The 24,132-nt window shown below is 60.9% G+C and carries 23 protein-coding genes and 1 tRNA gene; 11 read left to right on the forward strand and 13 right to left on the reverse strand.

From position 1 onward, the window contains the following. The first annotated feature begins 217 nt into the window (after nucleotides 1–217). Both AC1Z3V_RS22505 and AC1Z3V_RS22510 read left to right on the forward strand, forming a co-directional pair. Nucleotides 218–1,216 carry an ABC transporter substrate-binding protein gene (locus AC1Z3V_RS22505; protein ID WP_483501814.1) on the forward strand — a complete coding sequence of 333 codons (999 nt, stop codon included), beginning with the start codon at nucleotides 218–220 and terminating at the stop codon, nucleotides 1,214–1,216. A gap of 110 nt (nucleotides 1,217–1,326) precedes the next feature. Further along, nucleotides 1,327–2,214 (forward strand): ABC transporter permease, encoded by an 888-nt coding sequence (locus tag AC1Z3V_RS22510; RefSeq protein ID WP_483501816.1) that lies wholly within the window; start codon nucleotides 1,327–1,329, stop codon nucleotides 2,212–2,214. Nucleotides 2,215–2,294: 80 nt separating this feature from the next. Here the strand turns inward: AC1Z3V_RS22510 and AC1Z3V_RS22515 are convergent, their stop codons facing one another. Beyond that, entirely contained in the window at nucleotides 2,295–3,203 is a 909-nt protein-coding gene (locus AC1Z3V_RS22515) for a DMT family transporter (RefSeq protein WP_483501817.1), read from the reverse strand. 152 nt (nucleotides 3,204–3,355) lie between these two features. Here AC1Z3V_RS22515 and AC1Z3V_RS22520 point away from each other — a divergent pair, with 152 nt between their 5' ends. After that, the gene (locus AC1Z3V_RS22520; RefSeq protein WP_429808172.1) at nucleotides 3,356–3,829 is read left to right on the forward strand and encodes an Lrp/AsnC family transcriptional regulator; all 474 of its coding nucleotides are present in this window, start codon (nucleotides 3,356–3,358) and stop codon (nucleotides 3,827–3,829) included. 146 nt (nucleotides 3,830–3,975) lie between these two features. Further along, the gene (locus AC1Z3V_RS22525; protein WP_483501819.1) at nucleotides 3,976–4,899 is read left to right on the forward strand and encodes a diacylglycerol/lipid kinase family protein; all 924 of its coding nucleotides are present in this window, start codon (nucleotides 3,976–3,978) and stop codon (nucleotides 4,897–4,899) included. Here AC1Z3V_RS22525 and AC1Z3V_RS22530 read toward each other — a convergent pair. Together AC1Z3V_RS22530 and AC1Z3V_RS22535 are read right to left on the reverse strand one after the other, a co-directional pair. Next, on the reverse strand, nucleotides 4,836–6,365 hold the full coding sequence (locus tag AC1Z3V_RS22530; protein WP_483501821.1) for an ArnT family glycosyltransferase: 1,530 nt from the start codon (nucleotides 6,363–6,365) through the stop codon (nucleotides 4,836–4,838). The two genes, AC1Z3V_RS22525 and AC1Z3V_RS22530, sit on opposite strands and share 64 nt — an antisense overlap. Further along, on the reverse strand, nucleotides 6,358–7,335 hold the full coding sequence (locus AC1Z3V_RS22535; protein WP_483501822.1) for a glycosyltransferase family 2 protein: 978 nt from the start codon (nucleotides 7,333–7,335) through the stop codon (nucleotides 6,358–6,360). The genes AC1Z3V_RS22530 and AC1Z3V_RS22535 overlap by 8 nt, the downstream gene beginning before the upstream one ends. Nucleotides 7,336–7,468: 133 nt before the next feature. On the opposite strand from AC1Z3V_RS22535, the gene AC1Z3V_RS22540 reads away from it, so the two are divergent. After that, nucleotides 7,469–8,422: a lysylphosphatidylglycerol synthase domain-containing protein gene (locus tag AC1Z3V_RS22540; RefSeq protein ID WP_483501823.1), complete on the forward strand. Its 954-nt coding sequence runs from the start codon at nucleotides 7,469–7,471 to the stop codon at nucleotides 8,420–8,422. A 56-nt stretch (nucleotides 8,423–8,478) separates the two neighbouring features. On the opposite strand, the gene AC1Z3V_RS22545 is transcribed toward AC1Z3V_RS22540, so the two are convergent. The 6 genes from AC1Z3V_RS22545 to AC1Z3V_RS22570 form a co-directional block, all read right to left on the reverse strand. Then, on the reverse strand, nucleotides 8,479–9,981 hold the full coding sequence (locus AC1Z3V_RS22545) for an AMP nucleosidase (RefSeq protein ID WP_483501824.1): 1,503 nt from the start codon (nucleotides 9,979–9,981) through the stop codon (nucleotides 8,479–8,481). A gap of 85 nt (nucleotides 9,982–10,066) precedes the next feature. Next, nucleotides 10,067–10,387: a YnfA family protein gene (locus AC1Z3V_RS22550; protein WP_483501825.1), complete on the reverse strand. Its 321-nt coding sequence runs from the start codon at nucleotides 10,385–10,387 to the stop codon at nucleotides 10,067–10,069. 225 nt (nucleotides 10,388–10,612) lie between these two features. Continuing rightward, nucleotides 10,613–10,789 carry a hypothetical protein gene (locus AC1Z3V_RS22555; protein WP_162261310.1) on the reverse strand — a complete coding sequence of 59 codons (177 nt, stop codon included), beginning with the start codon at nucleotides 10,787–10,789 and terminating at the stop codon, nucleotides 10,613–10,615. 76 nt (nucleotides 10,790–10,865) lie between these two features. After that, nucleotides 10,866–11,039, reverse strand: a complete 174-nt coding sequence (locus AC1Z3V_RS22560; RefSeq protein WP_034804185.1) for a hypothetical protein — start codon at nucleotides 11,037–11,039, stop codon at nucleotides 10,866–10,868. 263 nt (nucleotides 11,040–11,302) lie between these two features. Beyond that, nucleotides 11,303–12,251 (reverse strand): IS630 family transposase gene (locus tag AC1Z3V_RS22565; RefSeq protein WP_483501827.1). Its coding sequence is split into 2 segments (ribosomal slippage): nucleotides 11,303–11,914 and nucleotides 11,916–12,251, totalling 948 coding nucleotides; the frame shifts between segments, so codons are not numbered across the junction. A 90-nt stretch (nucleotides 12,252–12,341) separates the two neighbouring features. Further along, complete coding sequence (locus AC1Z3V_RS22570) at nucleotides 12,342–12,683, reverse strand: DUF2147 domain-containing protein (protein WP_483501829.1); 342 nt, start codon at nucleotides 12,681–12,683, stop codon at nucleotides 12,342–12,344. Nucleotides 12,684–13,277: 594 nt separating this feature from the next. On the opposite strand from AC1Z3V_RS22570, the gene AC1Z3V_RS22575 reads away from it, so the two are divergent. Further along, nucleotides 13,278–13,544: a sel1 repeat family protein gene (locus AC1Z3V_RS22575; RefSeq protein WP_429808190.1), complete on the forward strand. Its 267-nt coding sequence runs from the start codon at nucleotides 13,278–13,280 to the stop codon at nucleotides 13,542–13,544. Between the two features lie 57 nt (nucleotides 13,545–13,601). Here the strand turns inward: AC1Z3V_RS22575 and AC1Z3V_RS22580 are convergent, their stop codons facing one another. The 3 genes from AC1Z3V_RS22580 to AC1Z3V_RS22590 form a co-directional block, all read right to left on the reverse strand. Continuing rightward, entirely contained in the window at nucleotides 13,602–14,717 is a 1,116-nt protein-coding gene (locus tag AC1Z3V_RS22580) for a pyridoxal phosphate-dependent aminotransferase (RefSeq protein WP_483501831.1), read from the reverse strand. A 131-nt stretch (nucleotides 14,718–14,848) separates the two neighbouring features. Next, a complete protein-coding gene (locus AC1Z3V_RS22585) occupies nucleotides 14,849–15,226 on the reverse strand; it encodes a PilZ domain-containing protein (RefSeq protein WP_429808195.1) in 378 nt (125 codons plus the stop codon). Nucleotides 15,227–15,419: 193 nt separating this feature from the next. After that, nucleotides 15,420–15,776, reverse strand: coding sequence for a hypothetical protein (locus AC1Z3V_RS22590; protein ID WP_483501833.1), 357 nt, complete (start codon nucleotides 15,774–15,776; stop codon nucleotides 15,420–15,422). A gap of 309 nt (nucleotides 15,777–16,085) precedes the next feature. On the opposite strand from AC1Z3V_RS22590, the gene AC1Z3V_RS22595 reads away from it, so the two are divergent. From AC1Z3V_RS22595 to AC1Z3V_RS22605, 3 genes are all read left to right on the forward strand, one after another. Next, entirely contained in the window at nucleotides 16,086–18,302 is a 2,217-nt protein-coding gene (locus tag AC1Z3V_RS22595; protein WP_483501835.1) for a caspase family protein, read from the forward strand. A gap of 236 nt (nucleotides 18,303–18,538) precedes the next feature. Continuing rightward, nucleotides 18,539–18,628 (forward strand) — tRNA-Ser (locus AC1Z3V_RS22600). Between the two features lie 789 nt (nucleotides 18,629–19,417). Beyond that, a complete protein-coding gene (locus AC1Z3V_RS22605; RefSeq protein WP_483501836.1) occupies nucleotides 19,418–20,449 on the forward strand; it encodes a porin in 1,032 nt (343 codons plus the stop codon). A gap of 138 nt (nucleotides 20,450–20,587) precedes the next feature. On the opposite strand, the gene AC1Z3V_RS22610 is transcribed toward AC1Z3V_RS22605, so the two are convergent. Beyond that, on the reverse strand, nucleotides 20,588–21,517 hold the full coding sequence (locus tag AC1Z3V_RS22610) for an alpha/beta fold hydrolase (RefSeq protein WP_483504134.1): 930 nt from the start codon (nucleotides 21,515–21,517) through the stop codon (nucleotides 20,588–20,590). Between the two features lie 179 nt (nucleotides 21,518–21,696). Between AC1Z3V_RS22610 and istA the strand changes: the two genes are divergently transcribed. Next, nucleotides 21,697–23,232, forward strand: coding sequence for an IS21 family transposase (gene istA / locus AC1Z3V_RS22615; RefSeq protein WP_184337366.1), 1,536 nt, complete (start codon nucleotides 21,697–21,699; stop codon nucleotides 23,230–23,232). A 14-nt stretch (nucleotides 23,233–23,246) separates the two neighbouring features. Further along, entirely contained in the window at nucleotides 23,247–23,990 is a 744-nt protein-coding gene (gene istB, locus AC1Z3V_RS22620; protein ID WP_483501838.1) for an IS21-like element helper ATPase IstB, read from the forward strand. Nucleotides 23,991–24,132 lie beyond the last annotated feature (142 nt).

Consider the following 24,132-nt stretch of genomic DNA (forward strand, 5'->3'; position numbering starts at 1 on the left):
GTTGTTCAAGGATTGGGAAAGGCACTCGTTGACGCAAATGGAAAAGTCCTTGCCGGAAAACCCCGTTAGCTTTCATGGTGTCATCGGCTCGACGCCGACGAATCTGCAGGCTTTCGGTCCCTGTTGTTTCGAGTTGGACCGAGCCTTGTGACGCTGTCGATCCCCGCGGTGAGATCGGCAGTGCGATGGGATGCGCCGCCAAAACAAGGGAACGGAAATGAAGAAGCTTCTTGCAACGACCTGCCTGGCTGCGGGCCTCCTTGGCCTCGCTGGTACGGCCTCTGCCGCCGAGTGCGGCGACGTGACGATCGCCAACATGAACTGGCAGAGCGCCGAGGTTCTGGCGAACGTCGACAAGATCATCCTGACGGAAGGCTACGGCTGCAACGCCGACCTGGTTGTTGGCGACACGGTGCCGACGATTACCTCGATGATCGAAAAGGGTGAGCCCGACGTCGCGCCTGAAGGCTGGGTCGACCTGCTGCCGGATGTCGTCAATCGCGGCCTCAAGGAAGGCAAGCTCGTTGGTGCCGCCGTCGCGCTTTCCGATGGCGCCGTTCAGGGCTGGTGGGTCCCGAAATACATTGTTGACGCCAACCCCGATATCAAGACGATCGACGACGTGCTGAAGCACAAGGACCTGTTCCCGGATCCGGAAGACGCCAGCAAGGGCGCTATCTTCAACGGTCCGCAGGGCTGGGGCGGAACGGTGGTGACGACGCAGCTCTATAAGGCCTATGGCGCTGAAGCCGCAGGCTTCACGCTTGTCGACACCGGATCGGCCGCCGGCCTCGATGGCTCGATCGCCAAGGCCTATGAGCGCAAGCAGGGCTGGGTCGGCTACTATTGGGCGCCGACGGCACTTCTCGGCAAATACGAGATGGTGAAGCTCGCGCATGGCGTTCCGGGCGATGCGGCCGAATGGAAGCGTTGCAACACCGTTGCCGACTGCCCGGATCCGAAGAAGAACGACTGGCCGAAGGACAAGGTCCAGACGCTGGTGACCAAGGCTTTCGCCGATCGCGCCGGCCCGGCCATGGACTACCTCAACAAGCGTGCCTGGACCAACGATACGGTCAACAAGCTGATGGCCTGGATGACCGACAATCAGGCCAGCGGCGAAGAAGGCGCCAAGCACTTCCTCCAGGAAAGCCCGGACATCTGGACCCAGTGGGTCTCGCCGGAGGTTGCCGAAAAGATCAAAGCCTCGCTCTGATTGGAGCGATTGAAGCCATGGGCGGCGCGATCCTTGCGCCGCCTCTTTGTTTGACCCCCGGCAACAGCAAAACAACAATCGCGGCCGGCGAGACGTGAAGGGGAATTGGAATGGACTGGTTTACCCAGTTTCCGCATATGGACGACGAAAGCCTGCGGGCGTTGAAGAAGGCTATCGACGGGGGATTCCGGACCTTCACGCGCACCTATGGCGATGCCATCGAAGGCTTCTTCGAGCCGCTGCAGTTTTTCCTCATCCAATCGGAGCGCTTCATGACGAAGACGCCCTGGCCGATCATCCTGGTGCTGATCGCGCTGGTCGCCTGGGTGGCGAGCCGCAATTGGAAGATCGTCGCCGGCTGCGCCGGCACGCTCCTGCTGATTGGCTACTTCGACATGTGGGACGACACGATGAAGACGATCTCGATGATCTTCGTCTGTACCGTGCTGTCGATCGCGATCGGCATTCCGATCGGCATTGTCATGTCCCGTTCGGACCGGTTCCAGAACATCGTCAACCCGATCCTCGACGTGATGCAGACCATGCCGAGTTTCGTATATCTGATCCCCGTCGTCATGCTGCTCGGCATAGGCAAGGTTCCGGGACTGATTGCCGTGGTGATCTATGCCATCCCGCCGATGATCCGCCTGACGAATCTCGGTATTCGCTTGGTCGACAAGGACGTGCTGGAGGCAGCCGATGCCTTCGGCTCCTCCGGTTGGCAGAAGCTCAAGAACGTGCAGATGCCGCTGGCCTTGCCGACGATCATGGCGGGCATCAACCAGACGATCATGATGGCGCTCGCCATGGTGGTCATTGCCTCGATGATTGGCGTTCAGGGGCTTGGCCAGCCGGTGCTGAAGGCGATTGCCAACCAGTATTTCACGCTCGGCATCTTCAACGGCCTCGCCATCGTCGGCATCGCCATCATCTTCGATCGTGTCAGCCAGGCCTATGGCCATCGCCTGCAGAAGCATCGGGAGATCATCCACGGCTGAGCCCGAGCGATATCAACAAAAGAGAAGGCCTCGGCGCGGAAAAGCGCCGAGGCCTTTGTTGTACAGGGAGGCTTTCCGGCTCAACTGCGGGCCGAAAGAATGCCGGTTGAAAGCGCCACGCCGGCAGCCGTAGCGATCGCAGCCAGAATCTCGAACGGACCGATCTGTTCGCCGAGCAGGACGGCGCCGCCGATCATCGCGAGCACCGGGGTCAGCGCGGTAAAGGCGGCAGCCTGCGTGCCGCCGAGGCTCTTCACCGCAAAACCATAGGCGACCATGGCGACGAGGCCGGACAGAATGCCCTGGCTGGTGATCTGCAAGGCGATCTCCTTGACCGGAACGTCGGCAAGCGTGCTTCCGAAACAGGCGGCAAGCCCCAGGTGGATCAGGAAGGACCAGACGGCAATCAAGGCGCTTCCCTGCAGTGGGCTGAGCCCCGAACGTCGGAAGGCGTGGGTGTAAATCGCCCAGAGCGTCGCCGCCGCCGGAAGCAGGGCGTAGCCGATCCAGCTTGTGGGGGCCGAGACGGCAAGGCTGCGCGTCAACAGGATGGCGACGCCGGCGACGATCGCGGCGAAGCCGACCATCCGCATCCGGTCCGGCCGCTCACCAAAGATCGTGATGCCGATCAGGGCGGTGGCAAGCGGCATCGAGCCGCCGAGAAGAATGCCGACTGAGGAGGCGGGAACCGAATGGATCGCGAAGGCGCAGACCTGGAAGAAGACGGCGCCGGAGCCCGCGACCATCATTGCCAGAAGCAGGATCGGCAGCTTGCGCGGCAAGAGTCCGGTCTTCAGCCAGACCGGTGCGAGGAGAAGTGCGGGGATGCCGTAGCGGATCAGGCCGAGGTCGATCGTGCCAAGCGCGGTCCCGGCCGAATGGCGTGTCGCGAGAATCCAGCTCGCCCAGATGAGGACGGTTACCAGGGCACCGGCATAGCCGGCGGCGACAGGCGTCGTATTGCCGCGATCGAGTGCGAGCGCAACCATTTGAATTTCCTTCCCGATTTGGATATCTGAGGGGCTTTTGGATCTGGAAGGAAGATTACGCCCTGGAGGCAGGGCATGTCCTTGCGATTTATGCCCGAAATAGATTACTGTCGGTAACAATATGCCAATAATAACCTCAGAAGTTTTCGATCATGCCAAATCTTGATAAGTTCGATCTCGCCATCCTCAAGATCCTTCAGGAGGATGCGCGTGCGACGAACGTCGAGATCGCCGACAAGGTCAATCTTTCGCCGTCGCCTTGCCTGCGGCGCATCCGCAATCTGGAAAAATCCGGCATTCTGCGTGGCTATCGGGCCGATATTGACCGCAAGGAGGCCGGCCTCGGGCTCACGGTCTTCGTGGAGATCAAGGTCGGGCGCCACAGCCGCGAAAACGCTCAATTGCAGCAGGAGGCGCTGCTTGCCATTCCCGAGGTGGTTTCCTGCTTCCTGATCTCGGGCAATGCCGACTTCCTCGCCGAGGTCGTCGTCGAGGATCTCCCGGCTTACGAGAAGCTCCTGACCGAGACTTTGCTGGCCTTGCCGGGCGTGACCGACATACGCTCGAACTTCGCGATCCGGTCGATCAAGACGGGTGGGCCGCTCAAGTTACCTGAGCCCCGTTGAACGGCGATCCGTTGCGGATCTCCGGGGCGGATCGGCACGCGCTCGATTCCCGTTAAGTTTCGCTAAGGTTCTGGAATTGGCCGCGAACGCGATTATCTGATCGCGATGAGCAGCATTGCCGCGGCAACGGAGCCAGTGACCCATTCATGAAAATCAAGGCGATCTTCAATCGTGATGGCGGAACCTTCCGCACGACGGATATGACGGCCTATGGCCGGAAGGTCGAGGAAGTTTTTCACGATGCGGGGCATCAGGTCGAGATCGCAGCGGTTTCCGGAAGCGAGATGCGCGAGACCCTGGAGCGCACGTGCCGCCGCGACGATCTCGATGCGATCCTCGCCGGTGGTGGCGACGGCACGATTTCCGCGGCCGCCGGGGTCGCCTGGAAGAACAGCATGCCGCTTGGTGTCGTTCCCGCCGGGACGATGAACCTTTTTGCCCGTACGCTGAAACTGCCGCTCGACATCTGGAAGGTGCCGGAGGTGCTGGCAAACGGCGTGATCATCGACGGCGACATCGGCAGTGCGAATGGTCGGGCCTTCGTGCACCAGTTTTCCATGGGCCTCCATGCCCGCATGGTGCGCTATCGCGAGTCCTTCAGCTTTCGTTCGAGGGCAGGCAAGATTGCCGCAAGCACCCGCGCGGCGTTCGGCGTTATTCTCAATCCCCCTGATTTCGAGATCGAGTTCGATGTCGACGGCCACAAGGAGAGCCGTCATGTTTCGGCGGTCTCAGTCTCGAACAACCCGTTCGGCCGCGATACGCTGATGTATGCCGACGACATCACAGCCGGCCACCTCGGCTTCTATACGGCGCCGCCCTTGAGTCCGCCGGGCGTAGCCAAGCTCGCCTTCGATGTCATGCGCGGCAAATTTCGCGATAGCCCGCTGATCACCGCCATGAGCGGTCATGCGCTCGACCTGCATTTTCCGAGGGTGGAGCGCAAGATCAACTGCGTCATCGACGGAGAACTCCTGCCGATGGGCCGTGACGTCGCGCTTCGCATTCATCCCGGTGAACTCAAGCTGCTCGTTGGCGCCGACCGCGACGGATCGGCGATCCAGAAGTAGCCGAAGCCGTAGCGATCCGGCAGGTTGCCATTGAGATAGGGCAGGGCGAGTTGCTGCGGCTTCATCGCCGCCTCCGGTACGCCGAACGACCTCAGGAAATCGAGGAGTCCTTGAGGTGGTGGAGCATCGAGCTTGCCGTTATCGCTCCAGACCACGAGAAGCGGCCCGGCCAGATGCTCGATCGGAGGGCTGCTGGTGTTGCCGGGGACGAAAACCTTGGCGCCATGCAGCCGCGTGCGCACATTGCCGCCAAGCAGCTTGTCGGCGGCGATTACCATCGCCGGCTCGTCTCCCTCCTGCTGGGCCACGGTTTCGACAAGGGTACTATAGGGAATGCTCAACCTCGACAATTTGCCGAACCAGGGGCGAACAACCACGCGCGCCGAGACGACCACCAATGTCGTGACAATGATGAAGGCGACGAGCGCCAGGAACGGGCGGACGCTGCGTGCGGTGTCGACGCCGGAAGCCTCCACCTTGAGAGCAAGGTAAAGCGGCAGCAGGACGAGAAAGAGAACCAGCCACTTCTCGCGCATGTGGGTGGCGCCGACGGCCAGCATGATCAACAGCACCGCGCCGAGACAGAGCAGTAACATGCGCCCGGTGACGCGTGTCCACAGGCTCTCGGCTCGCCAGATTGCCGGCAGGTCCTTGCGGAACACCAGGGCGAAGACGACCAAGGGAATGGCGGCGCCGCGAAGTGTTGCGGCAACCAGGGCAACAATCCCCTTGAGCGCCTTGGCCAGGTGGCTCGTTTGCTGGGCTGTTCCCATCTCATTGAGGGTATTTCGCGAGGCGGCGCCGAGATTTTCCAGGATCCAGTAGCCGTGCGGCAGCGCAATCAGCGCGCAGACGGCGGCCGCAACCAGGATGCGCCAGTCGAAGAGCCGGGCGCGAAGCTTTGGCTCCGGCAGGATAGCAAGAACCGCGGCGGCTGGGACGAGCGCGAAGTTGTACTTCGAGATGACGCCGATGCCGACAGCAGCGCCGGTCAGGACGTAGGCGAAGAGACTTGGCCGCGTCATCGTCCGGATAAAGCCGTAGAGGAACAGCGATACGGCAAACAGCGCTGCGACCGTATGCGAAAGGTCGCGCTGTGCGAGCAGGAAAATCGGCGGAAAGGTCAGGACGCCGACCGTGGCGATGGCGGTCAGGCGCCGCTCGTTGAGGACCTCGCGCGCCGCAAGGCCGTAGAAGAGACAGCAGAGAAACAGGAGCCCGTTCTTGAGTACCGTCATCGTCGCAAGCGATGGCCCGAAAACCGAGGTGAGCCCGTATTGCAGCCAATTGTAGAAGGGGGGCTGCGAACCATAGCCGAGCATCAGGAACTGTGAGACGAAGGCTTGTTCCGACTCGTCGATTTCGAGTGATGTGGATATGGCGAGGCGCAAACCGATACAGAACAGGAAATAGCCGGCGATCAGCGCAACGACGAAGTTTGGCCGACGGTTGACGACGTCAAGCATCGGCCGGATCCCGGACAAAAACCTGCCGCACGATGTAGTTGGTGGTGCCGTCGTCGCGGAAATAGGTTCGCGCCATCATTTCAGCGAGAATGCCTGTGGTGATGAGCTGAACGGACGAGAGGAACAGCATGACGCCGACGATCAGCATCGGTCGCGTTCCGATATCATTGCCAAGGATGAACTTGTCGAAACCGAGATAGACCAGGATCAGCGCACTGAGCGCCCCTGTGGCCAGCCCGATCGAGCCGAAGAAGTGCCCCGGGCGCGCCTTGTATCGCATGAAGAAGAGCACCGACAGCAGATCGAGGATCACCCGGAAGGTTCTGGAAAGCCCATACTTCGACTGGCCATGCTGCCGTGCGTGGTGGGTTACAGGCATCTCGCCGATACGGCTGCTCGGAACCACGCCGGCGACCCAGGCGGGAATGAAGCGGTGCATTTCCCCCATCAGCTTCACCTGCTTGATGACGGAGGTCCGGTATACCTTCAGGCTGCAGCCATAATCATGCAACCTGACGCCGGTGATCTTGCCGATCAGGCGGTTGGCGCACCAGGAGGGGATCTTCCGGAGTAAGAGACCATCCTGCCGGTTCTTTCGCCAACCGACGAGCAGGTCGAGCTCGCGCTCCTCGATTGCCTTGACCATTTCAGGGATATCGGCCGGATCGTTTTGCAGGTCGCCGTCGAGCGTGGCGATCAACCGTCCGGCAGCAGTATCGATCCCGGCCTGCATAGCCGCCGTCTGCCCGAAGTTCTTCTGCAATTCGACGATCTTGAGATCGAGGTCAGGATCGGAAAGGGCCTTTCTTGCATTTGCAAGCGTTCGGTCGGTGCTGCCGTCGTCAACGAGGATCAGTTCCCAAGGAGATGGAAACGTCGCCAGCGCATCGCGGACCCGTGTAATCAGCGGCTGGATGCTGTCCTCCTCGTTGAACACGGGAATGACGACGGATAGTTCGATGGAGTACATAGGAACAGCTCGTGCATGCGGCGCTTGTAATTGCCGCAAGATTGGGATTGCGCTTACATAATCGTTTTCTTGCACAGTTATCAGTGATAACCAACGTTCATTCTTGCGTTTCAACACGGGAAATCGAGATCTGATGACTTCGGATTGCCAGTCCGACGGGCGATCCTGGCTCGCCCGCAACCGGATGACATTGCTGTCGGCAGGTGCCATAGCGGCCTACGCGGCCTTCGTCGAATGGTTCTGGGGATGGGGCGTGCTGCTGAAGCAATGGTCCGAGATCGGTTTCGGCCCGGCAATCTCGGCTTTGGTGTTGCTCGTCGCGACCTACTTTATTCGCTGCTATCGCATCCACGATTACTTCCCGAACGAAACGGCGGGGCGCTTCCTGCCGCTGTTTCGCGTCACCCAGGTTCACAACCTCCTGAACATCATGCTGCCGTTTCGCGCCGGCGAGACGAGCTTTCCGCTCCTGATGCGCTCGGAGTTTTCCGTGCCACTTGCACGCGGCACTTCGGCGCTCCTGGTGATGCGCCTGCTCGACCTGCACGCCCTTCTCGTCGTTGCCGCCGTTGGCCTCGTCATCGACCGTGGGTCAGCCGTCCTGTGGATCCTGTGGTTGGCTGCGTTCGTCTCGCCGCTTTTCTTCTTTCTTCTGAAGGACCAAGTGATTGCGCTGGCGCGCCGGTTGCTGCCGACAAAGCTCGATGTCGTCGTCGACGAATTGGAGGCGGGTGTTCCCGCCAACATCGTCGCGTTTCTGCGCGCCTGGGGCATGACCATTCTCAACTGGGCGGTCAAGGTTATCGTTCTTGCCTGGGTGCTGGCCTTTATGGGCGTCGCGCCGTTGGCCGCCTGTTTCGGCGGTGCCCTCGGCGGCGAACTCTCTTCGGTGCTGCCGATGCATGCGCCCGCGGGCGTCGGGACCTATCCAGCGGCGATCGCGGCCGGCGCGGTATCCTTCGGCGCTGGCGCCGATCGCGCCGGGCTGGAGCAGCTGGCGGCCGCCGGAGTCAACGCGCATCTTTTGATCATCGTGTCCGCAGTGGCGGGCACGATGCTGTCGATGGCGTTGGGGAGAAAACGCTGAGCAATCCCGTGACAGTGTGAATTGGGCCCCCGCCGTGGCTGCGGGAGTCCCAATGATTACTGGAACGAGGTTTCGTAGAAGCTTCTGAGCTTGCGGGAATGCAGTTTCTCCGGCGGCATGGACGCAAGCTTCTGTAGAGCGAGGATGCCGATCTTCAGGTGTTGGCTGACCTGCGTCTTGTAGAAGGCGGTCGCCATGCCCGGCAGCTTCAATTCGCCATGCAGCGGCTTGTCCGACACGCAAAGCAGCGTTCCATAGGGCACGCGGAAGCGGAAGCCGTTGGCGGCGATCGTCGCCGATTCCATGTCAAGCGCGATGGCGCGTGCCTGCGACAGACGCTTGACCGGGCCGCGCTGGTCGCGAAGTTCCCAGTTGCGGTTGTCGATGGTCGCGACCGTTCCGGTGCGCATGATCTGTTTGAGATCGTAGTCGCGGTAGCCGGTGACCTCGGCAACGGCATCCTGCAGCGCCACCTGGACTTCGGCGAGTGCCGGCAGGGGGATCCAGACCGGCAGGTCGTCGTCGAGCACGTGGTCCTCGCGCATATAGGCGTGCGCAAGCACATAGTCGCCAAGGCGCTGGCTGTTGCGAAGGCCGGCGCAATGGCCGAGCATCAGCCAGACATGCGGCCGCAGCACCGCGATGTGGTCGGTGATCGTCTTGGCATTGGAGGGGCCAACGCCGATATTGACCATGGTGATGCCGCCGTGCCCCTTCTTCTTCAGGTGATAGGCAGGCATCTGCGGCAGCCGGGCGAGCGGGTAATCGGTCTCCGGCTTGTCGGAGCCGGCCGGCGTGATGATGTTGCCGGGTTCGACGAAGGCCGTGTAGCCGTTGCCGCCTTCGGCCATCTGCTGGCGGGCCCAGGCGCAGAACTCGTCGACATAGAACTGGTAGTTCGTAAAGAGAACGAAGTTCTGGAAGTGCGTGGCGCTTGTCGCGGTGTAATGGCTAAGGCGCGCCAGCGAATAGTCGATGCGCTGGGCGGTGAAGGGCGCGAGCGGAGAGGGTTCTCCGGGACCCGGCTCATAGGAGCCGTTGGCGATCTCATCGTCGGTGGTCGTTAGGTCAGGTGCATCGAACAGATCGCGCAGCGGAATGTCGATGGTGTTTGCGGCCGATGCCTCCACATAGGCGCCCTCGCCAAAGGCGAAGTGCAGCGGGATCGGGGTCGCCGATTCCGAAACAGTGATGCCGAGGCCGTGGTTCCGGATCAGGTGACCGAGCTGTTCCTTCAGATAGTGCCGGAAGAGCTTTGGCCGGGTGATCGTGGTCGTGTAGACGCCGGGGGCGCTGACATAGCCAAAGGACAGACGGGAATCGACGTGGCCGAAGCTGCTCGTCTCGATGCTGACCTGAGGGTAGCAGGCACGATAGCGCGTCAGGGGCTTATCGGTTTTCCCCAGACCCTCGAAAGCTTCGCAGAGGAACCGGGTATTACGCTCGTAAAGCGCCTCGAGGCAATCGACGGCAGCGGCGGGATCGTCGAAGTACTGCGGCTCGAAAGGCTGAGGCGTTGCGACGGAAAGGACGGAGTGTGAAGAGATTCGCTTGTTCATGTCGCATTATAGGCTGCGGCTTCTGACAAGCAAACGACAAGATATTGGCGCGCACAACTGTGTCGCGATTGGCGTATCGATGGGCTCAACGCGGGCTGGCAAGGATGATGGCGCTGCCGAGCAGCGCGACCGTCATGCCCGTCAGATCCCAGCGGTCCGGTTTGACGCCCTCCGCCAGCCACAGCCAGAGCAGCGAGGCGGCGATATAGACGCCGCCATAGGCGGCAAAGGCCCGCCCGGCCGCCGGACTGTCGACTAGGGTGAGAAGCCAGGCGAAAAGCGCCAGGGACGCCATGCCGGGTATGAGCCAGAAGATGGACTTGTCGAGCTTCAGCCACGCCCAGAAGGCGAAACAGCCGGCGATTTCGGCAAGGGCGGCAAGCGTATAGACAAGATAGGCGGGCATCAGGCTGACAACGGCTCGTTGTGGCAAATCCCGCTGCCTGTTTCCTTCAGTCGTATCCGATCAAAGGAAACACGCAGCTACTCAAAGTGCTACGGCGACTAGGGCGCACAAGATGCGCGGCTCAGTCGGAGCGAGAGGACAGGAAAGAGACGCCAAACGCAAGCCGGAAAGAATAAAGGGGCGCGAGGCCCCTTTTCATGCGGTTCCGTTCCGGGGTACCCCGCCTCAGGTCATGGACTGGCGCTGCAGGGTTACGAAGAGGACGAGGCCGGCGCCCTGCTTGCCGATGCCGGCACCGTTGGCCTTGGAGTAGGCAAGCGCCCCGACCGGTGCCATCAACAGGCCGGCCAGCGCAAGCACGCGCAGCGAGAGAAACGCGGATGTCGAAAGAGCGGCCAGCATGTTCGTCACTCCATCAGATCACGAGGTGATCGGTTTCACTTGGCGACGGAGCCGGGCGCAGCCCGTCTCGTCCGGGTTAGAGTTTGGCCTGGCAGTATTGCGCCGTGTGTGCGGTGCAATCCGTCAGCGAACCGAGGTAGGTGTTGCTGCGGCGGCGTTCGGTGTCCGCGCTGACGGCAGCGGCGAGAGTTACAGCGAAAACGACCATCAGAAGGCTGATGATGGTGAGGCGCCGAGCAAGGATATCCATGGTTCTGTCCGTTGTTTGGAGGCAGGTTCAAATCGATTGAGTGTGTTTTCGCACACCCAAACTGAATTGATGCTGAGATGTCCGTTCATCTGGCGTTCATCTTCGGTTGCATTTGGGCCGCTGTCGCGCGAGCCGGGAAATGCCGAGCCTGGCGGAACAGAGCGGCCAAGCCGATGGAAAGCATATGCAAAAAGGGCGGCCGGTGGCCGCCCTTTCAATTCTTCGATGGTCGTGGGTCGCGCAACGAAGTTGCTTAGAGCGTTTCAGGTTTTGACGGAAGCATATCCGGCATTGGCGAAGTAGTTGCTGCATTCGTCGGGTTGAACTGAGGAGACGAGGCTGCCGAGGTGTTGCCATGTCTCCTCGATGGTTCGCTTCTGCGCCGCCCGCATCCAGTGTTTGATTTTGGCGAAGGCTTGCTCGATCGGATTAAGATCGGGCGAGTATGGGGGTAGATACCAGAGCCTTGCGCCAGCGGCTTGGATCATCTGCCGGATGGCGGCCGACTTGTGGGAGCCGAGATTGTCCATGATGACGATGTCGCCGGGTTCGAGCACGGGCACGAGCAGTTGCTCAACATAAGCGCGGAAACACTGACCGTTGATCGGTCCGTCGAAGACGCAAGGCGCGGTTAGCCGGTCGTGGCGCAAAGCGCCGAGAAAGGTCAGCGTGCGCCAGTGGCCGTACGGGGCAAAGCCGCGCAGGCGCTTGCCTCGCGGCCCCCACCCCCGCAGCGGCGCCATGTTGGTCTTGATCCAGGTTTCGTCAATGAACACCAGCCGTCTCGGATCGAGACCGGACTGCCAGGAGCGCCAGCGTTGCCGCCGGCGGGCAATATCGGCACGGGCCTGCTCAAGCGCGAACAGCGTTTTTTTTGAACCGCAGCCCCTCGCGGCGCAGGAACCGCCAGACCGTATCGTGCGACACCTTCACCCCACGCGCCGCCAGCTCTTCCTGCAGCCTATGCAGCGACAAATGCGGCATCTGGTTGATCCTCTCCGCGATAAACGCACGGTGCGGCTCCAGCAGATGCTTGCGGTGGCCGCCCATCTTGCCGGGCGCCACAGACCCACTCGAACGGTAGCGCTGAGACCACTTCACCGCCGACGATACGGCAATGCCGAAACGAGCCGCAACCGATCGGCAGCTTTCGCCGGCCTCAATGGCGCACACAACACGTTCACGAAGATCATTCGAAAGAGGTCGCGTCATCAGATGCTGGCCTCCCCTCCAGCCAGCATCTTGAATCACAAAATGGACCGAAACGGAATCCCCTCCGATTCAGTCAAAGCCGGAACCGCTCTAGAGGCGCGTCCAGATCTGTGACTTGCAGAGCACCTTCAGGACGCAGCCTTTCATCTTCAGCGAATTGCCGTTGACGGAGCCCGAACCGCTATAGGTCTTGTCGGTATCCGGATCGGTGATTTCGCCGGAATAGCTGCCGTCGGTGCCGGAGAGGTTGCCGATGCGCTTGCCGGCATGCTTGCCGGTCTTCAGTGTCACGCAGAATGCGCCGCCGCAGGGGGCGATCTCCGCGGTTGCTCCGCTCGCGGTCTTCCAGTTGCCGACGATCGGTTCTGCTGCCGCAGCCGTCCCGGTAATGCCAAGCGCGAGCGTCGCGGTCATGAGCAAGGTTCGTAACATTCCAGTCCTCCAGATCGAGGCTGCCGGCGTGGTCCGCTCCGCCGGCAGCTCTTGAGATGTCCTCGTGTGCAAAGGCAGGCTCCTCACCGCCGCGCGCACGATAGCTTACGCGCACGTAAAGGTAAACAAGCCCAGCGACGGCTTTCGGCGCTTTTTCCTGGCCGTTTCACGCAGGTCGAAACGAGGAATTCCTGTCGGCTCCGCCACCGTCGATCATTTCGTGGTTAGCGTTTGGTTGAAATCGGCAGTTGAATTTTTCGTAAATTTTGCGGCGAATGCGCGGGATTCCCGGCCTTCCGATGTTTAACAAAAACTCAAGTTTACCAAGCGTTTGAACTTTGTTTGTCGCAAATTAAGCATGCATTTTAAGCGCGCATTGAAAGCCCTGCTGCATATTGGAGCCATAAGACGAGCGGACAAAAACGCTCCGACAAACCACCGAAGACGACGCCGCAAAAAGACGGTGCGCTCCGGAAAGGCCCAATAAGAGGCAAGGTCGAACAGGGACCAAAACAAGTGCTGATCTGGAGCATGGCCCGCCCCAACGGGCGGGCCGCTTCGGAAAAACCAACCAGGCAAGACAGGGACAAGACAATGGCACGCTTTGATATGCAGGTTGCTTCGGATGCCGCGATGGGTGGTGACAACCAGGCGGAAATCTTCTGTGAAATGGGTTTGGCCTATGCGACCGGCCACGGACGCCCGGTCGATCTCGTCGCCGCCCACAAGTGGTTGAACATCGCGGCGATCAAGGGCTGCGACCGCGCCGTCGACCTGCGCGCCGACCTAGCGATGACGATGAGCAAGGTAGATCTCGCCGCAGCCCTTCGCGCCGCTCGCGAATGGATGACGGTTCATTGAACCGATAAGGCGGCACTCAGCGTGAGCGCCGCCCAACAGCAGGATCTGAAAGCCGGATCAGGCCAGCTTTTTCAGAACCTCGGGCAGGGCGGCCGCAAAAAGGCCCATCTCCGCTTCCGGTCCGGTGCTGACACGGATGCAGCGGTTGAGGGGCGCCACGCCCGGCATCCGGATGAAGATGCCATGATCATTCATCATTGTTTCGACGATCGCGCGGGCATGGACGGCATCCCGGCCGCAGTCGATCGCGACGAAATTGGTGGCGGAGGCAAGCGGCGTGAGGCCGTTGTCGGCGGCAATGGCCGCAATGCGCTGGCGTGACGCTGCGATGTTCGCAATTACTTCCTTTAGATAGTTCTGGTCCGCAAGCGCGGCGATTGCTGCCGCGACACCGATCCGGTTCATGCCGAAGTGGTTGCGGATCTTGTCGAAGGCCTGCGCCGTGCCCGGCGTACTGATGACATAGCCGACGCGCGACCCTGCAAGCCCATAGGCTTTCGAGAAGGTGCGCGTGCGCACGACGTTCGGGCAATCGATCAAGGCATCGATGGCCGGCAGGGATTCGGCCGGCGCCGTCTCGCAATAGGCTTCATCCAAAATAAGGAGCGTTGTTTCCGGCAAAGCCCGGGCGAATTCGACGATGCGCTCGGCCGGCCACCAGCTTCCCATCGGATTGTCGGGATTGGCGAAATAGACGAGCGGCGCATTTTCCCGCTTCATCGCTGCAAGCAAAGCGTCGAGGTCTTCTCGGTCTTCGGCATAGGGTACCGTAACCAGCCGACCGCCATGGCCGGCGACATGATAGTTGAAGGTGGGATAGGCGCCGAGCGATGTGACGACGGGCATGCCCGGTTCGATCACCATGCGGACGATCTGCCCGAGCAATCCGTCGATGCCTTCACCGATGGCGATATTGGCCGGTGTGGTGCCGAGATGCGCAGAGATTGCCTGTTTCAGGTCGTGGTTTTCCGGGTCGGCATATTTCCACGTTCCGCCGGCCGCTTCATTGATTGCCGCCAGGACACTTGGGGCCGGACCGAACCCGCTTTCGTTGGCGCCGATGCGCGCTGCGATGGCTCTCCCACGTTGCCGTTCGATTGCCTCCGGGCCGACGAACGGAATTGTAGACGGAAGGGATTGGATGAGCGGCGTGAAGCGAGAGAAAGCGGACATGCTGGAGAATGGGCCCCGTTCGAAGAAAGTCCGGGGAACTTAGCGCAAGCTGCCGCAATTCGGAATCGCCTTGCCGAGAAAAGCTGCCGGAATTCCGCTGTTCATTGCGGTACGCCGTCGCAGCCCGGCAATCAGCGCGATTTGGCCGCCTTGCCGTTCTGTCCGGTAAAGAAATCCTGCCGGATGATTTCGCGCAGCAAGGTTTGTTCGATCGGCTTAATGAATTGGACACCGATGCGCTCGCCGTTGCGATAGACCTCGGCGCAGCCGATCCTGAGCGGCGTGCCGATAATGTGCAGATAATAATGTTGAGACAGCCCGATGGTGGTATCGACCGCAAAGCTGGCTCCGCCACGCGATATGTCGATCATTCGGCATGGCCTGACCGAGACGCCGCCGAGTCCCGGCCGGACCGACGTCACCGTACCCGCGTGGGCGACGGAGAAACGTTCGTAGCGTCGCTCGTAGAATGGCGAAGGGACGCAGGAATACATTGTCTGGTGCGACATGCGCTATTCTCCGCCAGAGCCGGATTGCGCATGCGATCGTTTCCCGAACGCATTCGGCAACCCAGGACAATTCATTTGCCCCACATCGCAGTGGCCCAACTCCGCCAATGATAGAATCACTTTCGCAGGAGAAACTTGCAATCCCCTGAAATCGATCACTAAAAATCTAATGTCGCGCGTTTGCGCTTGAGAATCAGAGCGCGCCGCTGGAGAATTGGATTCGAATGAGGCGTCTCAGGAAATCCGGTGACAGCAGCATGTTGAAGCGCACGCCGAGTTCGGTGCCTTCTCGATGAACCTGCGAGCAACCGATTTCCTCCTTGAAACCTTCGATCTCCAGAAAGAAGTGCTTCGGCAGCGGGATCGCAGCATTGAAGTCGAGCATCGCGCCGGCAATCGAGATATGGCGCAGCAGGCATTGAAATTTGGTCTTCGCTTTCAGGTGTTGGCCAATGACGAGGATACGGCAGGGCCGCTCGATGAAATAGTGCTGATGCGTCGTTGCAAGCTGGCCGGGCTTTCCTTCTGCGACATGCATCTTCATGGACATGACAAGCTCCGAGACCGACCGCCCTTCGTAACCCTCGCAGCTTCGCCGTCTGTGGAATCGACGGCTGTGCCGCTTTCGTGTCTCAGCTAAGCACATCGGCTTGCTTCGACCTTGCGCCGTGCGCACGCGCCTCACCGAGCAAATTATGACGCTTGCGTACATTGAAAGCCCCCATCTCATACGTAATACTTCCGTCAGGCATGACCGGAGCGCCCGCTGTGGTGATTCCGCGGGCAGATGGGCGAGGGCATCGTCGGTCGTTCAAGCCGGGCAAGGCGAAGGACGATGGTCGGTGCCGGAGGGAATGGCATGTTCACGGGGCATTCGCGGCACTGGCTGCCGCTTTCTATTCTTTGTATCGCGTTGTTTGTGCCGATTGCGGATGCATGGGCTGCCAAGCGCGTCGCGCTGTTGATCGGCAATGAGAAATATGAAGCGACGTCGCCGCTCAACAACCCCGCCAATGACGTGGAACTGATGAAGGCCTCCTTCGAGGACGCCGGCTTCGATTCGGTCACGACGGTGCACGACGTCGGCCGCCAGGACATGGTCAAGGCGCTGCGAGACTTCGAGGATCTCGCGACCGGCGCCGAAGTGGCGATCGTCTATTATTCCGGTCACGGAATGGAGATGAACGGCGAGAATTTTCTGCTTCCCGTCGACGTGCAACTGAAAACGGACAAGGACGTCGAAGACGAGGCGATCGGGCTCGACCGGGTTCAGCGTTCGCTCGAAGGTGCGACCAAGCTCAAGCTCGTCATCCTCGACGCGTGCCGCAACAATCCCTTTGAACAAAGCATGACGCGTTCGATCTCGACCAGAGCGGTTTCCAGGGGGCTTGCGCGTGTCGAGCCGGAATCAGCCGACCTGCTTGTCGCCTTTGCCTCCAAGGCCGGTACGGTCGCGCTCGACGGGGAGGGCAAGAACAGCCCCTTCGCCACGGCACTCGCCAAATACCTGACCGAGCCGGGCGTCGACGTTCGCATTGCGCTTGGCAAGGTGCGGGACGAGGTGGTGTCTGTGACCAATCGCGGCCAGGAGCCGTTCGTCTACGGGTCGCTCGGCGGGGCGCAGATCTTCCTCAATATCAAAGAGGTGAACATCAATATCACCAACAATGGCGGCCAACTCTCGCCAAACAGCCAATCGGAGGCCGCTGCCGACTGGCAGAACATTCGCGACCTCGCCGACAAGGATCTGATCGCGGCGTTCCTGGCGAAGCATGGGTCGGATCCCGTCTACAGGATGCTCGCCGAAAAGAAGCTGAAACGTCTGACCGAGGCCGAGCAGACGTCGAGTGTGGCGCCCGACGAGATTGCCTGGGAGGCATTGAAGCAGTCGACCGATGCTGCGGCATTGACGCGCTTTATCGAGCGCTATCCGGATAGCAGGCACAAGGCCGAGGCCGAGCAGCAGATCGCGGCGCTGGAACCGCAAAAGGGTCTCAACGTCTCGCCGACCGGCAAGGACACGCAGGCCTCGCGCGATTGCTATCTGCTCGCGGGCGAACCGCAATCGATGCCGGGCTTCCTGGGGGTCAATTTCCTGAAGCTCGATTCCGAGCGGGCTTTGACCGCCTGCGCCCAGGCCGTCAACGAGAATCCGGACGATATGATGCTCGTCAACATGCTGGGTCGGGCGCAGGATGCCGGCCGCAACTATGTCGACGCGCGGCGCAACTACCGGAAGGCCGCCGACGGCGGCAACCTGTACGCGCTGACGAATCTCGCTTGGTTTTCAGTCTATGGGACCGATGGTCCGGTGGATGTCGACCAAGGCAAGCGGATGTTCGAGCAGGCGGCCAGGGGCGGCAACGCCTACGGCCAGGCGTCCCTCGGCTGGCTCTACCGTGAGGGCTATGGCGGCATCACGCAGGACTATGCCGAAGCAGCCAGATGGTATGAACTGGCGGCCAACCAGGGTTATGCCAACGCCATGGCGACGATGGGGTGGTTCTATCGCGAAGGACTTGGCCTCCCGAAGGACCTGGCGCAATCGCTCTCCTGGTACAAAAAGGCGGCCGAAAGCGGCGACACCAATGCGATGTCCTCGCTCGGCTGGGCCTATCAGAACGGGTTGGGAACCGAGCAGAACTACAGCGAAGCCAAGGTCTGGTATGAGAAGGCCGCCAATATGGGCGATTCCTATTCCATGGCATTGCTCGGCTGGTTCTACGATATCGGCAACGGTGTCTCGCAGGACTATGTGCAGGCACGCACCTGGTATGAGATGGCAGCGAATGCCGGCAGCGCCTACGCCATGGGCAATCTGAGCCGGCTTTATGATTACGGCCTCGGCACCAAAGCGGATGCCAAGGAGGCGGTTCGCTGGGCGGCGGCGAGCATCGAGGGCGGCGATCCGGCCAAGCTTGAGGAGTTGCGGACGCAGCCCAACAATTTCACGCCGGACTTCCGCAAGGAAATGCAGGTGCTGCTTCGGGATCGCGGTTATTATGGCGGACCGATTGACGGCGACTTCGGTGCCGCCACGCAACAGGCGATCGAGCGCCTCGCAAGCAAGTCTTGAGACATAAGAGATAAAGGCGCGGCTCTTCGAGTTTCATTCTCATCGCGAGCGAGAATCAGACGCCGGCAGGCGCCGAAACGTTCCGGCGCTTCCTGCTTGGCTCGAGAGGTGGCCTGTCGCTAAACCCACACGCTCGCTTCTTACAGGGCAGGCCCGCGCGGAAAATGAGGGGAATTGCCGGAAAACGACAAAAAAATCTTGCATTGGCCGCTGACTGACACTAGTCAGGCGCTAACGGAGAGGTGGCCGAGTGGTCGAAGGCGCTCCCCTGCTAAGGGAGTATACCGGAAACGGTATCGAGGGTTCGAATCCCTTCTTCTCCGCCATCCCTTTCCTGCGATCCAGAAACATGAATGGCCGCCTGAGCCTAGCGCTTGCGTAACAGCTTCGCGCAAACGGGGTGTCGGCGGATCGTTTCGCAAAAGATACGGGACTTCCGGCAGACATCGCTCTTGCTTTCGCCGGTCGCCCGCAAGTCGGTCGTTGATCATCGACCCGCGCTCTCTCCCTCTCTCCCTCTCTCTCTCTCTCTCTTGCATCAACTGCCGTCGAGATCTCTGTGGGTTTGTTCATCGGTTGACGTCTTCTTCGTGCCGGTGGCGGCCGCGTTTCACGCTGGATCAGAATCAAGGATGCGTTTCGTTGGCGAATCTCGGCATTGATTCTGATGATTCTTTCGGTCTCGAACCGTCCATCCTGTTCTCGTTTCCTGGAGAGAATGCTGTTTTAGCTGTTTGCCGCCGAGGTGGAGTCGGCGTTTGTGGCCGCGCTTTCCCCTATTTTGGGCAGCTTTCTGCCTCTTTCTGAAACAGGCCGTACATGTTCCCCGCATGCTAAACCCCTGCCAGCAAAGGGTTTTCTTAATGCTTTGTTAATTTTCTTAAGGGGTCTGCGGCGATTTTGTGTCGTTTCAGCAACAGCGTTTGGCGAAGGGCGATGCAAAGCACGTGATCTCGCTAGTTGGACGTTGCGCCGATGATCCGGTCTTGTATTTTCAACTCCGGAAGCAAGGGCGGTTGATCGTCCGACTTCTTGAACGTTGGGGATGGGGCAGGGAAAGCTGTCCTTCAGCAAAATACCCAGACCCGTTTGAAACTTTTGACTGGAGGTCAGAAATGAACATCAAGAGCCTTCTTCTCGGCTCCGCTGCTGCTCTCGCAGCAGTCTCCGGCGCCCAGGCAGCCGACGCAATCGTCGCAGCCGAGCCGGAGCCCATGGAATACGTTCGCGTTTGCGACGCTTTCGGCACCGGCTACTTCTACATCCCGGGCACCGAAACCTGCCTCAAGATCGGTGGCTTCATCCGCTTCCAGACCTCGTTTGGTCGTGACGCTGTCAACGGTCGTCAGGGCTGGGGCGACGCCGGCACGTCCGACTGGGATGCCTTCTCGCGCGCTTACATCTCGTTCGATGCCAAGAGCGACACCGAGTACGGCACGCTCACCGGCTTCTTTGCCGCTGAATTCAACGCCGACAACGACTCCGACGTCGGCGACAGCCTCATCGACGTCGATGAAGCATACATCCAGCTCGGCGGCCTGAAGGCTGGTTTCTTCTACAACTGGTGGGATAAGGGCCTGAACGGCGAAACCGACACGCTCGGCAACGTCACCGAATTCAACTCGATCGCTTACCTCTATGACGGCGGTTCGTTCCAGGCCGGTCTCTCGGTTGACGAACTCGAAGGCGCCACCACTCATCCGAACGGCATCGGCGTTTCCGGTATCATTTCGGCTTCGGTCGGCGGCGTTTCCTTCGACCTGCTCGGCGGCTATGACTCCGAACTCGAAGAAGGCGCGATCCGCGGCTTGCTCTCGGCTGACCTCGGCCCGGGCGTCTTCCAGCTCGCTGGTATCTGGGCTTCCAACCCGAACGCTTACTGGGAAAAGTCTGAGTGGACCGTTGCTGCGTCGTACCGCTTCAACGCTACCGACAAGCTCGCTATCACCCCCGGCGTTCAGTACTTCGACGGTCTGAGCCACGGCTCGCTCGATGACTTCAGCAACGACGACGCATGGCGCGCTGGCGTAACGCTGGACTACAAGATCACCGAAGGTCTGGCGACCCGCGTTTCGGTTCAGTACGAAGATGCTGACGGCGAAGAAGATCAGGTATTCGGTTTCGTCCGCCTGCAGCGCGACTTCTAAGATCATCTGACCTCGGTCAGAAGAGAGAAACCCGGCTTTCGAGCCGGGTTTTTTCGTTTTCCCGAAGCGTCGCAATTGGGTGGTCGTCTCAGCCAATCCTTGGCTGATCTCCGACGGGTGCACATGCAAGTCGAATTGTCAGCGCGTGCCGGGGCGCCGCTTAAGCCGAGCGCGCTTGGCGCCGACGCAAATGCCGTCGAGAAAGGCGGTAATCGCTTCGCGAGGGCCATCGAGGTGCAACAATGGTGCATGCCCCTGGCCCAGCGCGGTGAATTCTACCATTTCGGGATGTCGCTCAATCATCTCCCGAACCGTCGCTTGCGAGAGGAGTCGTGAGCGCTCACCCCTGATAACCATGAGCGGGATCTCCGCCAGGACATCGAATTGGGGCCAGAGATCGGGCAACGGCGTTTCAGCCGTCAGACCCAGCAATTGCTGCGCGATTGCCGGATCAAAATCGGCGATAGGCATGCCGCCTTCGTCCCGATAGATCGCTCTTGCCATCTGCTGCCAATCGGATTCACGAAGGATCGGGAAATCGTCCCCATGCAGGGCTTTCACATAGTCGGGCGCGGCCGCCCAACTTACCGGTCCGGGCGCCGTGTTGAGATAGTCTCGGATGGCCAGTAACCCCTCAATTTCAACGATCGGTCCGATGTCGTTGAGAATTGCGGCTTCGATCAAACCGGGGGCGTCACCGATCAAGCGGTGCAGGATTAGTCCACCGCGGGAAGTGCCGATGAATATGGCTTTATCAATAGCGAAATGGGCGCAGGCGGCGATGACATCGCAGGTTTCGATCGCAATCGCATAACGGCTCTTGTCGCCGTCGCGCTCCGAGTTGCCGCGGCCGCGATAGTCGAGGGAAACGACAGGATGTCCGCCTCCCGGTGAGGATGCGAGGAAGGTGGCGAGTTCGTGAAAGTCGCGGCTGTTGCGGGTAAGCCCCGGCAGGCAGACGATTGGTATCGTCGTTGATGGCCGAGGCTCGGGGCGGTAGGTCCGTGCGTAGAGCTGCAAGCCGCCGGTCCCGCGGAAGCGGTGTTCGCGAAACACGCCTTGATCCATCCTCGGTCTCCTGCGGATTCCGATCTGAAGCCGGCCGCCATTCCGATCAAAATCCGGCCACCGTTCCGATTTGAAGCCGGCCACGATTCCAATCAAAGACCGGCCGGTTTCCGGCTCTGAAGATACCCCTTGGGTCAGCAACTTTGGCATCAAGCCTCCCGGTACACGAGGAGAGTTTGATGCCAGCAAAGAGAAGGCTGACCATGCGACAATTACGACAGATGCTCCGGCTTGCCGGAAGCGGGACAAGCAGCCGAGAGATTGCGGTGATCCTCGGCGTTGCCCGCAGTACCGTCCAGGATAACCTGAAGCGGGCTGCGATGGCGGGGCTGAGCTGGCCATTGCCAGGAGAGCTGACAGACGATGCTCTGGAGCACCGGCTTTTCGCCCGCGCCGGCGTCAAGCAGGGCCAACGGCGACGGCACGAGCCGAACTGGGCGGAGCTTTCTATCGAATTGAAGAAGCCCGGCGTGACGCTGCTGATCCTCTGGGAGGAATATCGCGGCGTCCACCCCGACGGCTACGGCTACAGCCGTTTCTGCGAGCTGTTCCGTGGTTTCGAGCAGCGCCTATCGCCGACAATGCGCCAGGAGCATGCGGCCGGTGACAAGGTCTTCGTGGACTATTCCGGCAAGAAGGTGCCGATCGTCGATCGCAAGACCGGCGAGATCCGCGAGGCGGAGCTGTTCCTCGGCGTTCTCGGTGCGTCGAGCTACGCCTTCGCCGAGGCCACCTGGACCCAGACCTTGCCGGACTGGGTCGGCTCACATGTGCGCATGTTCGCCTTTTTCGGCGGCGTGCCGCGTCTGGTCGTGCCCGACAATCTGAAGTCCGGCGTCAGCCGCGCCAGCTTTTACGATCCCGAGATCAACCGCAGTTACGGCATGATGGCGTCTCACTATGGTGTCGGCGTTCTGCCGGCCCGACCGCGACGCCCGAAGGACAAGGCCAAGGTCGAGAACGGAATGCGCTTCGCCCAGAGTTGCCTTCTCGGCCGCTTGCGCAAACAGACGTTCTTCTCGCTCGCCGAGGCCAATGCCGCAATCGCCGACGTGCTGGAGCGCATCAACAATCATGTCATGCGCCGGTTGGGTGTCAGCCGCCGCCATCTCTTCGAGACGGTCGAACGCGCGGCGCTCGCAAGCTTGCCCGCCGAGGAGTACGAGTTCGCCGAATGGCGCTTTGCGCGGGTCTCGACGGATTACCATGCCGAGTTCAAGACCTTCTTCTATTCCGTCCCGCACGCGCTCATTCGCCAGCAGGTCGATATCCGGGCGACCGCGCGGATGATCGAGATCTTCCACCGCGGCAAACGCGTCGCCGTCCATCAGCGCCGCTATGGCGGGCCGCGCTATGGAACAGACCCGGCGCACATGCCGAGCTCCCACCGCCGATACGCCGAATGGACGCCGGAGCGCTTCCGGCGCTGGGGCGCGTCCATCGGTCCGCAGACCGAAGGGCTGATCGTCGCCATTCTCGCCAGCCGGCCACATCCCGAGCAGGGCTTCCGAACCTGCCTCGGCATCCTGCGCCTCTATCGCGACATCGGCCGCGAGCGCGCCGAGGCCGTTTCGGCACGGGCCGTCGAGATCGGCGGCCTCACCTGCAAGACGATTGCCTCGCTCATAGCCACCCACAAGGCCACCAGACATTCCACCGAACCCGCCGCCGTCATGGAACACGCCAATCTGCGTGGTCCCGGCTACTTTCATTGAGGAGACATCAAACGATGCTGACCAATCCGACCATCGACATGCTGCGCGAACTCGGCCTGACAGGCATGGCCAGTGCCTATCAGGAACTCGAGGCGCAAACGGAAGCGAGACACCTCGAGCATGGTGAATGGCTTGCACTGCTGCTCGAACGCGAGGCGACCACGCGCCGCCAGAAGCGCTTCGAGGCGAGAGCCCGCGCCGCAAAGCTGCGCCATGACGCCCAGATCGAGAACGCTGACTTCCGCGCCGCCCGCGGCCTGGATCGCAATCTCTTCATGAAGCTCGCCGGCTGCGACTGGATCTCTCAGCGCCACAGCCTGCTGTTGATCGGACCCGCCGGCGTCGGCAAGAGCTGGCTTGCCTGCGCGCTCGGAAACAAGGCATGCCGCGAGGACTTCTCCGTCGCCTATCACCGCCTTCCAAGGCTGTTCGCCACCCTTGCGCTGGCGCGCGGCGACGGCCGATATCCCAAGGTGCTCAAGGCGCTCGCCAGAACCGACTTGCTCATCCTGGACGACTGGGGCCCGGAGAAGCTCAACGACGAGCAGCGTCGTGATCTCCTGGAAATCGTTGAGGACCGATACGAAAGGCGATCGACCATCGTCACCAGTCAGGTGCCCGTCGAACACTGGTACGACATGATCGGCAATCCAACCATCGCCGACGCGATCCTCGACCGCCTCGTCCACAACGCCTACCGCATCGAACTTTCCGGCGAGAGCTTGCGAAAGCAGCGTCAAACACCATCCGCCGCTTGACCGCGCGACAATCAGGAGCCATTCAAAACAACGACCCAGGGGCACATCGACTGGCCGGCTTCAAATCGGAATCGTGGCCGGAATGAACTTGGAATGGGTGGCCGGCTTCGTTTCGGAATCAGCGGCCGACTTCACTGGAATA

This window comes from Ensifer sp. 38_S197 (genome assembly GCF_056924495.1).